This is a genomic window from Aureispira anguillae, assembly GCF_026000115.1.
GTDB lineage: Bacteria > Bacteroidota > Bacteroidia > Chitinophagales > Saprospiraceae > Aureispira > Aureispira anguillae.
Genome location: NZ_AP026867.1, coordinates 2966597 through 2980461, shown reverse-complemented (window position 1 = coordinate 2980461; position 13865 = coordinate 2966597). Strand labels below are relative to the sequence as shown.

Annotated in this window: 13 protein-coding genes; 7 read left to right on the top strand and 6 right to left on the bottom strand. The window is 36.1% G+C overall.

Annotation, left to right across the window (positions count from 1 at the left end; genetic code table 11):
- Positions 1 to 147: 147 nt before the first annotated feature.
- From AsAng_RS11560 to AsAng_RS11540, 5 genes are all read left to right on the top strand, one after another.
- Complete coding sequence (locus tag AsAng_RS11560; protein WP_264792942.1) at positions 148 to 2421, top strand: APC family permease; 2274 nt, start codon at positions 148 to 150, stop codon at positions 2419 to 2421.
- Positions 2422 to 2575: 154 nt separating this feature from the next.
- Entirely contained in the window at positions 2576 to 3418 is an 843-nt protein-coding gene (locus AsAng_RS11555) for a choice-of-anchor V domain-containing protein (RefSeq protein WP_264792941.1), read from the top strand.
- Between the two features lie 290 nt (positions 3419 to 3708).
- Positions 3709 to 4551, top strand: a complete 843-nt coding sequence (locus tag AsAng_RS11550; protein WP_264792940.1) for a T9SS type A sorting domain-containing protein — start codon at positions 3709 to 3711, stop codon at positions 4549 to 4551.
- A 141-nt stretch (positions 4552 to 4692) separates the two neighbouring features.
- On the top strand, positions 4693 to 5538 hold the full coding sequence (locus AsAng_RS11545) for a choice-of-anchor V domain-containing protein (protein WP_264792939.1): 846 nt from the start codon (positions 4693 to 4695) through the stop codon (positions 5536 to 5538).
- A gap of 133 nt (positions 5539 to 5671) precedes the next feature.
- Positions 5672 to 6499, top strand: coding sequence for a CvfB family protein (locus AsAng_RS11540; RefSeq protein WP_264792938.1), 828 nt, complete (start codon positions 5672 to 5674; stop codon positions 6497 to 6499).
- A gap of 4 nt (positions 6500 to 6503) precedes the next feature.
- Here AsAng_RS11540 and AsAng_RS11535 read toward each other — a convergent pair whose 3' ends face one another.
- The 4 genes from AsAng_RS11535 to AsAng_RS11520 form a co-directional block, all read right to left on the bottom strand.
- Entirely contained in the window at positions 6504 to 7490 is a 987-nt protein-coding gene (locus AsAng_RS11535) for a DUF4249 domain-containing protein (RefSeq protein ID WP_264792937.1), read from the bottom strand.
- A gap of 107 nt (positions 7491 to 7597) precedes the next feature.
- On the bottom strand, positions 7598 to 8386 hold the full coding sequence (locus AsAng_RS11530) for a Rossmann-like and DUF2520 domain-containing protein (RefSeq protein WP_264792936.1): 789 nt from the start codon (positions 8384 to 8386) through the stop codon (positions 7598 to 7600).
- A gap of 1 nt (position 8387) precedes the next feature.
- On the bottom strand, positions 8388 to 9410 hold the full coding sequence (locus AsAng_RS11525) for a polysaccharide deacetylase family protein (protein WP_264792935.1): 1023 nt from the start codon (positions 9408 to 9410) through the stop codon (positions 8388 to 8390).
- Positions 9411 to 9419: 9 nt separating this feature from the next.
- Positions 9420 to 9818 carry a bactofilin family protein gene (locus AsAng_RS11520; RefSeq protein ID WP_264792934.1) on the bottom strand — a complete coding sequence of 133 codons (399 nt, stop codon included), beginning with the start codon at positions 9816 to 9818 and terminating at the stop codon, positions 9420 to 9422.
- Between the two features lie 425 nt (positions 9819 to 10243).
- On the opposite strand from AsAng_RS11520, the gene AsAng_RS11515 reads away from it, so the two are divergent.
- The gene (locus AsAng_RS11515; RefSeq protein WP_264792933.1) at positions 10244 to 10627 is read left to right on the top strand and encodes a DUF4783 domain-containing protein; all 384 of its coding nucleotides are present in this window, start codon (positions 10244 to 10246) and stop codon (positions 10625 to 10627) included.
- 95 nt (positions 10628 to 10722) lie between these two features.
- Here the strand turns inward: AsAng_RS11515 and AsAng_RS11510 are convergent, their stop codons facing one another.
- Together AsAng_RS11510 and AsAng_RS11505 are read right to left on the bottom strand one after the other, a co-directional pair.
- The gene (locus AsAng_RS11510) at positions 10723 to 11241 is read right to left on the bottom strand and encodes a 30S ribosomal protein S16 (RefSeq protein ID WP_264792932.1); all 519 of its coding nucleotides are present in this window, start codon (positions 11239 to 11241) and stop codon (positions 10723 to 10725) included.
- Between the two features lie 165 nt (positions 11242 to 11406).
- Positions 11407 to 12036, bottom strand: a complete 630-nt coding sequence (locus AsAng_RS11505; RefSeq protein WP_264792931.1) for a LysE family translocator — start codon at positions 12034 to 12036, stop codon at positions 11407 to 11409.
- 533 nt (positions 12037 to 12569) lie between these two features.
- Here AsAng_RS11505 and AsAng_RS11500 point away from each other — a divergent pair.
- Complete coding sequence (locus AsAng_RS11500) at positions 12570 to 13781, top strand: thioredoxin family protein (RefSeq protein WP_264792930.1); 1212 nt, start codon at positions 12570 to 12572, stop codon at positions 13779 to 13781.
- The last annotated feature ends 84 nt before the right edge of the window (positions 13782 to 13865 follow it).

The window sequence follows — 13865 nt, the reverse complement described above, 5'->3', positions numbered from 1 at the left end:
TCAACTTTAGGATCGTCAGACAATTGTTTTTAACCAACCACCAACCTTATCAAACATATTTGTATCTTGAACCCAAATATTTGATAATAGACAATTTTAGATTGGTTAATTTGTTGATACCTAAAAATAAACTAATAGAAGATAAGTATGAGTAGTAAGTCATTACAAGAAAAAAATGCTGGATTTGGAACTGCCCCTGTATTTTTTACCGCCATTTCAACCATTTTAGGAGCCATTATGTTTTTGCGATTTGGTTATGCGGTTGGTAATGTTGGTTTTCTGGGAACCTTGGGTATTATATTAATTGGTCATTTGGTGACCATTCCTACGGCTATGGCAATAGCCGAAATTGCAACCAACCAAAAAGTAGAAGGAGGGGGAGAGTATTACATTATTTCTCGTTCTTTTGGATTGGTGATAGGATCTACCATAGGGATTACGTTGTACATGTCTCAGGCTGTTAGTGTGGCGTTTTATATTATGGCATTTGCTGAAGCTTTTAATAGTTTGTTTGATTGGATATTAAACACTTATTATGTGCCAGAGATTATTGAGACACTCTTGGGATACAAGCAAACTGTGAGTATACCCGCTCTGTTTTTGTTGACTGCCGTTGTTTTGACCAAAGGAGCTGATTTAGGAGTGAAAATGCTTTATGCAGTTGTTTTTATTCTATTTTTAGTTATGCTAGCCTTTTTTATTGGGGGAAGTTATGTTGATGTTGGAGGGGTAATAACCACAGCCCCCACGGAGTTTAATTTTATGAGTAAAATAGAGAACAGCGAAGCTTTTTTTACGGTATTTGCAATTATATTCCCTGCCTTTACGGGAATGACAGCGGGAGTAGGCTTATCGGGAGATTTAAAGAACCCAAGTCGATCTATTCCTTTAGGAACGATGGCAGGAACCGTTTCAGGAATGATTATTTATGTATTTATTGCTTGGAAATTGACTTCTTCTGCTACGCCAGAGGCTTTGGCGGATACCTCTCGTTTGGTGATGGGGGATGTCGCATGGCAGGGCTACTGGTTGATTCCTGTCGGCTTGGCTGCGGCTACTATATCCTCTGCGTTAGGGTCACTAATGGTGGCGCCTAGAACCTTGCAGGCGATAGCTAGAGATAATATTTTGCCCAATGCAACGGTCAACAAATGGTTATCAAGAGGACGAGGAGCAAACGATGAACCCTTCAATTCTTCTCTAATTACCATCGGAATTGCTATTATCTTTATTGGAATGGGCGAAATTGATTTTGTGGCAAAGATTATTTCTATGTTCTTTATGGTAACCTATGGTTCGTTGTGTTTGATTTCTTTTTTACAGCATTTCGCAGCAGATCCAGCCTATCGTCCTTCTTTTAGATCTAAGTGGTACCTTTCTTTATTAGGAGCGTTGATGTGTTTTGGTTTGATGTTTTTGATGGACCCAGGTTATGCAATTATTGCAGTCGTTATGTTGGTGATTGTTTACTTGTGGGTGAATATTACCAATGGAGACAAGCGAAACCTAGCAGAGATTTTTCAGGGGGTAATTTTTCAAACTTCTCGTCAATTGCAAGTGTTTTTGCAAAAGGCAGAAAAGGAACAAAGCACCAGTTGGCGACCTTCCATTATTTGTATTTCCAAAGATTCTTTTGAGCGTATTGCAGCCTTTGATTTATTGAGATGGATGTCTCAAAAATACGGCTTTGGAACCTATATACACCAAGTAGAGGGCTATTTGTCTAGAGAGTCTGGAGATCGAGCAACCAAAATGAAAGAACGACTCATTCGAGATGCAGAAAAATCAAAATCTAATGTTTATATCGATACCATGGTAACGCCTTCCATGACTTCTGCTATTGCACAGGTGATGCAGTTCCCTGGGATATCAGGGAAGCCCAATAACTTGTTATTCTTGGAGTATGCGAAATTACACCCTGATAACTTAGATGATATTGTGGCAAACTTTAAATTGATTAAAGCGATTGATTTTGATCTAATGATCTTGGCTACTTCTGAAAGAGGTTTTGGGCATCGCAAAGAAATTCACATCTGGATTACCTCCAACGATTATGAAAATGCCAATTTGATGATTTTGATTGCCTATATTATTGTAGGACATTCAGACTGGGAGGATGCCCATATTAAGATTATGGCTTTATACCCAGATGAAGAGTTAGAAAATGAAAAAAATAGACTCTTAATGTTGATAGAAACAGGACGCTTGCCAATTTCTTCTCACAATATTGAGCTCATCAACCATAGAGTAGATACCGATGTCAAAAATATTGTTGCCGAAAAATCAGCAGGGGCAGACCTGACGATTATGGGATTCCGTTCTGAGTTAGTTGCTAATCGAGGAAAAGAACTTTTTGAAGGTTATGATGACATTGGCAATATATTGTTTGTGAATTCTGCCATGCAGAAGGAGATAAAATAGTTGGAACATCATTTTTTGCAATAGAACGACAACTTTTTGCATTTTAATTGTACAGGAGTAGACTTACCTTTGTTTTTAGTCAAATCAAGTTAAAAGAGGGTGAATTTCTCTCCATACAGTACATTAATTATTCAAAACGTTTAAACTAAAAAAAATGAAAACACAATTATTAGGAGTCTTATTTGCTGGAGCAACGTTGATGTTTACCCTTCAGAGTGTTTCTGGAGGGCGAGCAGCATTGGGAGGACAGGATAGAACGGGGGCACCAGGGGCCTTATCCTCAGATTGTACGCTTTGTCATTCTAGCCAAGGGTCTTTTTCTAATCCTCAAATTGGGATTACGGTAAAAGATGCTTCAGGGACAGTGGTTACCAGTTATGTTCCTGGTGACATTTACACGCTAGAATTTGCGGTAACAAGTGGAGGTACCCCAGTAGGGTATGGAATGCAAGCCGTTGCTTTAGATGCTTCTAATAATAATGCAGGAGATATGATTGCTACTTCCACCTCAAATACTCAATTGTCAACTATTGGAAATGGTAGAGAGTTTATAGAGCATAGTGGAAGAAGTAGCAATGGGATTTTTAAGACGACTTGGGAAGCACCTGTTACGGGGACAGGAGATGTAACCATTTATGGTGTTGGAATGGCTGTTAATGGCGCATCTACTTCGGGCGATAACACCTCTCCAACAACCCAATTCGTTTTGACTGAAAGCCCTGCTAGTGGTGTTGATTTATTGGATTTAGAAACCGATAACTTTGATATTTTTCCAATTCCCAATGACGGTAGTTTTAAGGTAAAAAATAGAGGAGCTGCTGGTTCTATTACCATTGATGTATTGGATTTGCAGGGAAGAACCGTCTATTCAGAATCCGCTATGGTAGATGGCTTTGGGACACATTCTATTTACTGCAAAAATTTAATACCAGGAACGTATATTATAACTGTAAAAAGTAATGGTGTACAACAAACACAACAAATGATGGTTTTTTAGAAAAAAAACATAAAAATAATGCCATGAATAGATAGCCGTATCTTAAATGGAGTGCTTTGAATTTTTAAAATTCAAAGCATTTTTTTTTGTGGATATTTGATGGTTGATTATCAATTAGTTCTAACTCTTTGGTTAAGGTAAAAAGATCTATTATAAGAATAAGAAGAATAAAAAAAAAGCATTGTTTTCTGTCATAATTTTCTATAGTTTTGCGGCGTTTTGGCAATTGCCAAGGCAGCTGATATGTTAGACCCAATTTAACATCTTGGCTTGATTATAAACTCAAAATTATGAAAACAAAGTTTTTAGCAGCTCTATTTGTTGGAGCTACCCTAATGTTTATGCTTCAGAGTGTTTCTGGAGGACCAGCCACGTATACAGGAAAGGATAGAACTGGATCGCCAGGGGTTTTGCCCTCAGATTGTACCCTTTGCCATCCTAATCAAGGAGCTTTTTCTAATCCTCAGCTTGAAATTATCGTAAAGAATAATTTAGGAACAGTTGTCTCCAGCTATATTCCTGGCAATACTTACACTTTAGAATTTGTTGTAAGTAGTGGAGGGACTCCTGTGGGATATGGAATGCAAGCTGTTGTACTAGATTCTTCTAATAATAATGCAGGGGATATGGTGCTCACATCAACCCCAAATACTCAATTGGCAACTCTTGCAAACGGTAGAGAATTTATAGAACATGATGGGACAAGTTTGGACGGGCGTTTTGTTACTACTTGGGAAGCTCCAATGTTGGGGACAGGAGCGGTAACCATTTATGGCATTGGAATAGCTGTTGATGGCGTTTCTACTTCAGGAGACAATACTTCACCAACAACCCAACTGGTTCTGACAGAAAGTTTTACAAATTCTGTTGATTTATTGGATTTAGAAACAGATAACTTTGATATTTTTCCAATTCCCAATGACGGTAGCTTTAAGGTAAAAAATAGAGGAGCTGCTGGTGCTATTACCATTGATGTATTGGATTTGCAGGGAAGAACCGTCTATTCAGAATCCGCTATGGTAGATGGCTTTGGTACACATTCTATTTACTGCAAAAATTTGATACCAGGAACGTATATGATAACCATAAAAAGTAATGGTGTACAACAAACACAACAGATGATGGTTTTTTAGAAAAAAAACATAAATAGATAACCACATTTTAAATACAGTGCTTTGAGTTGTTTTTGCAATTCAAAGCATTTTTTTTGCATGGACTATTTGTCAATCAAGCCATATCTTTGAAGTATAAACTAAAAGAATAAAATAGTGAAGATGAAGATAAAAATAATAATTGCCATATTGATGGTAGCGAGTTCAATGCTTATTTTGCAAAGCGCTTCTGGTGGTCGTGCTGCCAATGGTGAAATGGACTGTACGGGAACGCCAGGATCATCGGGAACCTGTGGAGGATATTGTCATACGAGTGCAGGGTTATTTCCTAATCCTCAGCTGAGTATTGAAGTTAAGGATGCTACAGGTCTTGGGGTAACTTCTTATATACCAGGGCAGGTTTATACATTGGAATTTACGGTTAGTAGCGATGGAAGTCCTAGTGGTTATGGGATGCAGGCAGTATTGCTGGACGGACTAAACGCCAATGCAGGAACTTTATTGGCTGTTGCTACCGACAGCACGCAGATTACAACGATTTCAAATGGCAGGTCGTTTGTTGAACACAAAGGATTGAATGACTTGGGGCTATTTCGTGCATCGTGGAGAGCACCAGTTGCAGGAACAGGAGTGATTACGATTAGTGGGGTAGGATTAGCTTCTAATGGTTCAGGGTCTACACAAGGGGATGATTTTAGTGCAACAGCTTCCTTTGTGTTGACCGAATCAATTGCTAGTCAAATTGATGAAATAGAAGCTAAAGGTACTGTTATTCAGGTTTTCCCAAACCCCAGTAAAGGTGCTTTTTTTGTTGAAAGTCAAAGCGAAAGTGCCCGTTGGAAAATTCGTGTGATAAATCTGCACGGGCAGTTGGTTTATCAAGAGGATGCTTACCTCGAACCGTTTAAAAGACACCATTTAATGTTGGAGAATCTTGTAAGAGGGATCTATTGGGTAGAAATGAGCAAAGAAGGGCAAAAAGAAGTTGTTGAAATAAGGATAGAATAGACAGATTTGGAGGGCGATAGTGCACTTCTAAATGATTTGGTTTTCTTGATCTAAAAACTAGTTGAAAAATAGAATGGAGCTTCCTGAATAAGGAGGCTCTTTTTTTGTACTTTTGCCCTCTAAATATAATAGCATGGAATTAGGAAAATACAATTTGTTAGAAGTGGCTCGTAGTACGCCACATGGTTTATTTTTGGAAAATAAAGAAGGAGATAGCATTTTATTGCCAGGGAAATTTATTCCTGAAGGAACGGCAGTAGGAGATTATCTAGAAGTTTATATTTATAGGGATAATGAGGAACGCTTGGTAGCCACTACTGAGGAGCCTAAGTTGACCTTGTACGAATTTGCCTGCCTAAAGGTCTCGGATGTGAATCAGCATGGTGCATTTGTTGATTATGGAGTAGGTAAAGATTTGTTTGTTCCATTTAGAGAGCAAAAAAGCCCTATGGAAATTGGCAAATCGTATTTGGTTTATATGTATTTGGATGGTCAAACAGATCGATTGGCAGGTTCTACAAAAATTGATCAATTTTTGGACAATGAAGAGGCAACCTTTCAAAAAGGAGATGAAGTGCTAGTGACGATTTGGACCAAAACAGATTTGGGCGTTAATGTTATTATTAATAACCAATATAAGGGGCTAATTTATACCAATGAACTGTTTGAAGAAGTAAGGGTAGGAATGGTCAAAACGGCTTATATTCACCATGTTCGTGAAGATGGAAAAATTGATGTTCGATTGCAAAAAGATGGCTACGCCAAGGTGGAGGATAACGCACAACGCATTCTAGACCTATTAAAGAAAAGAGATGGCTATCTTTTATTAACCGATAAAAGTTCTCCAGAATTGATTAAAAAACAATTGGGAATGAGCAAAAAAACGTTTAAAAAGTCAATTGGTACCTTATACAAACAGAAAAGGATACAATTAGAGGATAAAGGTATTCGATTGTTGTAAGGGGTTAGTAATAACTTAATACAGCTTGTTGGCTTGTTTCACCTCCAAAAAAACCTAAACCACCTTGCATATTGCCACGAACGGGAATGGGTTGTGCAAAGATGTCATTGCCATTGGTGTTGATACGATATTTTTCTACATCTTTATAATATTCATACTGTTCCCGATTGACATGATGAATATTGACAAGAATTTCGTTGCTAATATTAGGCCCTACTGGCCATTGATCCAACGTACTACTGACGACCGCTATTTTGGTGTGAATACTATCTGGATCTTGTCGTGCTGGAATCTTAGAATCGTTGATAAATATATATAGAAATTTATCTGTATTTTTCCCAATTTCTTGATTGTCATTCTCTGAACCCATCGCATAAAATTCACTTCGAATCAATTGTGTGGGATAAAAGAAAGAGTAATCGATATTTCTGCAAATTGTTTCTATAATAAATAGATTTTCTTCTTGTGGGTTAGGATCTTCCCAAGTCAAATGAATACCAAACGTTTCATCTTCTCCTGTAATTTCTCGTGAAGGAAATGCTTTTCTTGCTCGAATAGGCTGAATTGAAACGGGCAAAGTGGTTTCTGCTTGAATCTCTTTGCTATGATGAACAAAGGGTTCTGATATTTCTAATTGGTAACTTGTATTTGGCAGTGGTTTTTGACCAATGATTGATTCAAAAATAAGCGATTGGGTATTGTGATAAAGCACCCCTGTAAGTTGTAAGGTATCAATAATATAATCGTTGGCATCTTTTATCAATACCAATGCACTCATGGCATCGTATAAACGATCTTGAATCACATCTGGCGGCGCAGTAATAGGAGTAGAGTAACCAATATATACTCGAAATATACTGTCTGGATTCAGAATGCAATTGGCATATAGCTGCCCTGGAGGAGTTTGAGCTTTCAGATCAATTTCTTTTTCACAGGAAATGACCAAAAATAGCAACGTAGATAACAAGCCTAATAAGTAGATCTTTTTCATGTAAAGTAAGAATTTGCGTTCTTTGACATTTATCAAAGAACCAAAATTTGAATAAAAAGAACCAAAATAGTTAAAGGGCTGGAGTTTATCTAGGTAAAGATACAAAATTAGCTGTCTTTATTAAATTGTTGCTCTATATTAGAACTCAGTATTTTATATAGCTTTTGATACTCAGGATATTGAGCTAAAAACGCTAAATGTCGAGCAATGGTGTTGGCATCTCCTCGAACTGCTGGGCCTGTTTGTACTTCTTTGGGGGAAGCTAGACTGATTTTTCGAACGGTTTCTTGAATCAATGGTTTTAGAATGTCAAAAGAAACCTTATTGTCTGTGCAAATATCATGAGCGATATGGTATAAATAATTGCTAAAATTATTAACAATAACTGCTGTAACATGCAGTATTGCCCGTTGTTCATCATTGATTAGATATACATTGGGGCAGATGCTCTCTGCGAGTTTTTTTAGAATTGTTTGGGTTTGAGGACTATTGCCATAAATGCAAAAAGGAAGCTGCTCAAAATCTACCGTTTGGGCACTAGAAAAAGTTTGCAATGGATAAAAAACACCATAATGCTCAAAGTGATTTTTAAAAACGGTACTCGGAACAGAACCAGAGGTGTGCGCAATAATTTTTTGATACTTATTTAAAAAAGAAACTTCCTCCGCTATAGTTTTTGTTGCATCATCTTTGATTGCTAAGATATAAATATCGGCATCAAGTGATAGTTCTTTTAGTTGGTTGATTCCTTGACTGTTAACACGGTTTGCTAAAGCAGTTGCTTTGCTTGGAGTACGACTGAAAATTTGACAAATTTGATGACCACATTTATACAGGCGTTGAGCGAGATGTGTGCCTACATTTCCCGCACCTATAATCGTAATTTTTGATTTCATTCTAATTTCTATGAATCGTATTTTTTTTGAAAATAGATTTTATAATATAGTAAGAATACTCTGTATGAATAAGCCGTTTTGCAGAGGTTAGTGCTTGGGTTTCCATTCCAAAACGTTGTAGTTGTCCTTTGATTTGTTCCTGTTTTAATCCTGCTCCACCAAAGGTGAGCTGAAAGTTTTCTTTGCCTAGAATTTGATGAAAAAAAGCAGCAGAAACACCATAATCAGTAAAGGGAAAGGCAAAGGTTTTATAAGGCAAATCAAAGTGTAGGTCCAAATAATGCTGACAGCGAATAGTTTGCTGAATTTGATCGTTTAAGTTGAGCTTATTGTAGGTAGGATGGTTTTGACTATGACTACCAAAGGTAAAGCCATCCTTCAGCATTGCACGAATTTGCTCTTGGGTTAAATAAGGTTTTTGTTCTTGTAGAAATGCTTCAAAATCAATATCAAAAGCCACCGCTAAATCATCTAAGAGGGCTTGTTCAGGCCACCGAACGGCTAATAAGCTTTTTTTAAGACTGTCAAAAGGAAGTTGATATTGCTCAAAATATTGGGCGGCTATTTTTGTGGCATTGGAGCGAGTCTTTAATTGCTCAATCAGATAGCTAGCTTTATAGCGAAACATTAATGCTTTATTATCAACAAAGTCAGAGTTAAGAAAAAAAGTAGCTGGAATACCCTTTTGTTTGAGCAGGGGAGCAATAAGGTGGTAACATTCTGCTAATCCATCATCAAAGGTTAGTAAAAAAGCATTGGGAGGAAGCGTTTTCCCGTTCTGAACATGATCAATGAGCTGCTCTAAGCTAATTGGGCTAAAATGTTGCAATAGAAAATCTAAGTCAGCTTCAAATAATTGGGAATTCCGCACCTTATACAAATGCTTGATGTGGGGTAGATCTTGGTCGCTAACCGTATGATAAAACAAAGAAAATAAGGATTGGCGACTAAGTCGTTGAAGCCAACTTAGGGGAATAAAACTAGAAAAAGTGTGTAAACTTTGAATCAGTGCCTGTTTAAGCATTTTCTAAGATTATTTTTCTAGTTTGGGAGCCGAATTACTTTTAGCCGATACTGCTTGACCATTAAATATTGCCCCTGAATCAATTTCCAAAGTAGCATACTTTAGGTTTCCTTCTACAATAGCCGTTGCTTGTAAATGAATTTTTTCTTTGGCTACAATGTCACCTTCTACTTTTCCTTCCGATACAATATTTTGACAAACAATATCTCCTTTGATATAGGCATTTTTGGACATTACAATACGACCTGCACAAGTAACAGAACCGTATATACTACCTTCTAGCCTTATGTTAGAATCTGCTTTGAAAGTACCATTAATTGTAGTACCTAAGCCGATATTACACACTTCAAGAGCACTGTTATTAACACTAGCATTGGGCTTAGGAGCATTACCATTTTTTCCAAACATAATGGGATCTTTATTTAGAGGTTGTAGAACAAATTTAGATATAATAAAGAGGGCAAAGGTAGAAAAAAACATTGAATATTTTATGAATTTTGCCTATTTGATTGTACATTTAAAAGAGCTAGAAAGATCTTATAAATGAGATATCTATCTTTGAGTAAAACAATAAAAATTTATATTTATCGTTATCTTAGTAACGCTAGAGACTATATGCTTTGACAGAAACCGTGAAGACCTAAAAAAATGACTTTAAATAGAACGATTAAAGTGGTGTTTTTTTAGGGTGAATGGCTTGAACTTAGCAAGCTAAAACTTATAACCTAAAAAGTAGTCCATTTTATCTATGGTATAGCTTATTTAACAATGTTGTTATTGCATGATAATAAACTAATAAGTTATCTAAAAAGGATAAATCAAAGAAAACAATTATGAGAACAATACTACTAATCTTATTAACTGCAACCACTGCCACTCTTTATGCACAGCCTAATTTTAGTGCTGTGGTAACAGCTATAAAGGCAGGGAATACAATGGAAATTTCGAACTACATGGATGCAAATGTAGAAGTAACTGTGGAGGACAACGACGGCAGTTATGACAAAGGGCAAGCCATTTCCGTAATTAGCAGTTTTTTTCAAAAAAATGCTCCCAATAGTTGTAGTTTGGTGCATAGTGGTTCGGCGAGAGATGGAGCTTCTTATTATTGTATTGGTAATTTATCTGCGGGAGGCAATAAGTACCGAGTATACATCTTTTTTAAGAAGGTTGGAGGAAACTATTTGATTCAGGAAATGCGATTTGAAGAAGAGTAACTACCAATGGTATAAAAAATATAAAAGCGAAATTCATGAAAATGAATTTCGCTTTTTTAGTTGTTCTTAATATTAAATTAAGTAACAATTTTAGACTAAGCCTGATCAGCGTTGTCTTCTGCTGGAGTTTCAGTTGATTCAACAGCAGCTTCTGGAGTTGTTTCTTCTGCAGCTTCTTCTACAGGTTCTTCAACTTTTTTGACAGGAGCAACACCGAAAATCTTTTTGCGACGTGCTTCAAGCTCATTTTGAGTAGCAACTTTACGTTTCTCAACTTTTGCTTCTTTAGCTTCAAGCCACTCATTCAACATCTTGTCAGCAGCTTCTTGATCAAAAGCACCTTTAGAAACACCACGTTGAAGGTGTTTTTTGTAGTATACGCCTTTGAATTTAAGAATTGCACGAGCAGTATCTGTTGGTTGAGCACCTTTCATCAACCAGTCATAAGCTGCATCTCTGTCCAACTCGATGGTAGCAGGAACTGTCAATGGATTGTAGATTCCTAGCTTTTGAATAAATTTACCATCACGAGGAGCACGAGCATCAGCCGCAACAATGTGATAAAAAGGTTTTTTCTTGCGTCCTTTACGCTGTAAACGGATTTTTAAAGCCATTTTGGTTTAACTTTATTTTTAGTCAAAAATACCCTGTGTCGCTTGATAAACAAGTAGCAGGATTTATATTGCCTGCAAAGTTAATTAAAATTTGTGGTTATTTAGTTCTTTAAGCAAGAAAAATATAGTTGAAATTTATCCTTAATGGGTATTGTGGAATGAAACTCATTTTTTAGTTAATGCTATTTTGATGCCCATTAGGATATAAATTAGTCCAGAAACCTTGTTTAACCAATAATTGAATTTTGTATTGTTTTTTAATTGTTTAGAAAAAATAGAAGCACATAAGGTTAATAAAAGAAACCAAGATAGCCCAATAAAGGCATAAGTTGTCCCCAAAATTATAAATGGTAGAGGGCTCCCCATTAATTCTTTTGATATAAATTGAGGAAAAAATGCTAAAAAAAATAAAGCTACTTTAGGATTCAACGTATTGGTCACTAAGCCTGAAAAAAAATGTTGTTTATTGGATAATTGGGGGGGATTAGATGCTTTGAGTTTTAGCTCTTTGTTAGACAGCAATTGCTGAAAACCTAAATAAATCAAATAGGCGGCACCAACATATTTCAAAACCATAAAAGCAATAGCTGATTGTGCAATAACCAATGAAAGCCCCAAACTAGCAAAAATAGTATGGACTAGGATGCCTCCATTTATTCCAACTGTTGAATAAATGCCTGCCTTTCGTCCTTGGCTAATAGATTTGTTTAAAATAAATACTGTATCAATCCCAGGGGTCATGATAAATAATAAGGCTGTAAAGATAAAGACTTCCCAATTTTCTATTCCGTACATTAAACATATTTTTTGATGAAAAATTACAATGGATTGGCTTACGGATATTTCTTTTTTTTGTTATCCATATTCTAGAAAAAATCTAAAATCATCTTTATATAAGATAAGAATATGCTCCCTTTACCCGATGGTTTTTGTAAAAATTAAAATTGGGGCAGCTTTTATCTATTTTTAGACCGCTTTGCTCTTATAAATTAGAAATTAGAGCCTAATTACAACTTAATTGGGATCTAATTTCTAAGCGTGAAACGATCTAAGGTCTAAAATAGGGCTAGAAAAAGCCCATTCGGTTAAATTTAAAAAAAACGTCGGGTAGAGTATGTTAAAATTCTTTAACAAAAATGACAAAGTAGGTCTAATTATTTATTTGTATTTTTGAGCTTCAATTTTATTAAAATTGAAATGATTTTATATTTATCATTTCAGTGTGTTTAGGTGTAAAGTTTTTGATAGTCAATTTGTTTTCTTCTTATAAAGGGAAGCGTATTTTATTAAAGACAGCATTTAAACAACAAATCTTAAAAAATACAATTATGTTGAAAAATGGTAATTTAATGCAATGGGTGGCATTGGGTTTATTGTTGCTTGCAGCAGGAAACATGCAGGCTCAAGGCATTGAATTTGAACACGGAACGTGGGAAGCGGTAAAAGCAAAAGCTCAAAAAGAAAATAAGCCCATATTTGTGGATGCTTACACCACTTGGTGTGGTCCCTGTAAGTGGATGGCAAAAAATATTTTTGTGCAGGATGAAGTTGGTGTGTTCCTGAACCAAAACTTTATTTCTTATAAGATGGATATGGAAAAGGGAGAGGGGCCTGCTTTTGCTGAGAAATATGGGGTAGAAGCTTATCCAACTTTGTTGTATTTTAATGCAGAGGGTGAAGTAATGCACAAAGGAGTTGGTGCTAGAGATGCAGAAGGTTTAATTGCATTGTGTAATGACGCTTTGGATCCCAAAAAACAATTGGTTGGCTTTGTTAATAAATATGAAAGTGGCAACTATGAAAAAGCATTTTTAGCAGAATATATGGAGGTCTTGGTGAGTTGTGGAGAGGATGTTTCTGCTCCTTTTGAAAAGTTTTGGGAAACGTTAACGGATGAAGAAAAACAAACCGAGAAAGTCCTAACTTTTATGTCAGCAGCTTCTTATCGTTTTGCTGAATTGGAGAACCAATACACGCAATATCTATTGGAAAATAAAGCGGCTTACGAAAAGGCGACTAGCAAAGGAAATGTTGCCATGTTGCTTACCAATACTTATTTAGCGGCTGTTTGGAAGATAGCAAAGACAGAGGATAAAAAGAAGAAAAAGGAATTGACAAAAGAAATCTTAGCGGTATTCCCTGATGCTAAAAAAGAATTTAAGAAGCGTTTAGCTTATGTAGAGGCATCAATGGAAACCCCTCCAAACGAAGCAAAAATCCAAAAAACATATACTCAATATTTAAAGGTGTGTAATGATGCTAATGAATTAAATAGTGTCGCTTGGAAGGTCTATGAAAATGAGGACGATCTCAAAAAACTAAAAGAAGCTTTGGGCTGGATTGATCGATCCATTAAAATTGAGGCCAATTTTTTTAATTTAGATACTAAAGCGGCCTTGTTGTATAAAACAAAAGACTATGAAGCGGCTAAAGTATATGCAGAAAAGGCCTTAAAGGCAGCAAAAGATTCTGGCATGGATACAGGGACAGAGGATACCGTGAAATTGTTAGAAAATATCAATGCTAAATTAGAACAATAGATCATAGCAGTGGTTTAAATTTTTTAGCACTAAAAAAAACAGGCTGTTGGAGAAAAACTCCAACAGCCTGTTTTATATACACTG

Bases quoted from the DNA above. Each gene is read 5' to 3' on its own strand.
- AsAng_RS11530 (WP_264792936.1), bottom strand. From the start codon at position 8,386: ATGAAATCAAAAATTACGATTATAGGTGCGGGAAATGTAGGCACACAT.
- AsAng_RS11555 (WP_264792941.1), top strand. From the start codon at position 2,576: ATGAAAACACAATTATTAGGAGTCTTATTTGCTGGAGCAACGTTGATG.
- AsAng_RS11520 (WP_264792934.1), bottom strand. From the start codon at position 9,818: ATGTTTGGAAAAAATGGTAATGCTCCTAAGCCCAATGCTAGTGTTAAT.
- AsAng_RS11545 (WP_264792939.1), top strand. From the start codon at position 4,693: ATGAAGATAAAAATAATAATTGCCATATTGATGGTAGCGAGTTCAATG.
- AsAng_RS11505 (WP_264792931.1), bottom strand. From the start codon at position 12,036: ATGTACGGAATAGAAAATTGGGAAGTCTTTATCTTTACAGCCTTATTA.
- AsAng_RS11550 (WP_264792940.1), top strand. From the start codon at position 3,709: ATGAAAACAAAGTTTTTAGCAGCTCTATTTGTTGGAGCTACCCTAATG.
- AsAng_RS11540 (WP_264792938.1), top strand. From the start codon at position 5,672: ATGGAATTAGGAAAATACAATTTGTTAGAAGTGGCTCGTAGTACGCCA.
- AsAng_RS11500 (WP_264792930.1), top strand. From the start codon at position 12,570: ATGTTGAAAAATGGTAATTTAATGCAATGGGTGGCATTGGGTTTATTG.
- AsAng_RS11515 (WP_264792933.1), top strand. From the start codon at position 10,244: ATGAGAACAATACTACTAATCTTATTAACTGCAACCACTGCCACTCTT.
- AsAng_RS11510 (WP_264792932.1), bottom strand. From the start codon at position 11,241: ATGGCTTTAAAAATCCGTTTACAGCGTAAAGGACGCAAGAAAAAACCT.
- AsAng_RS11535 (WP_264792937.1), bottom strand. From the start codon at position 7,490: ATGAAAAAGATCTACTTATTAGGCTTGTTATCTACGTTGCTATTTTTG.
- AsAng_RS11560 (WP_264792942.1), top strand. From the start codon at position 148: ATGAGTAGTAAGTCATTACAAGAAAAAAATGCTGGATTTGGAACTGCC.
- AsAng_RS11525 (WP_264792935.1), bottom strand. From the start codon at position 9,410: ATGCTTAAACAGGCACTGATTCAAAGTTTACACACTTTTTCTAGTTTT.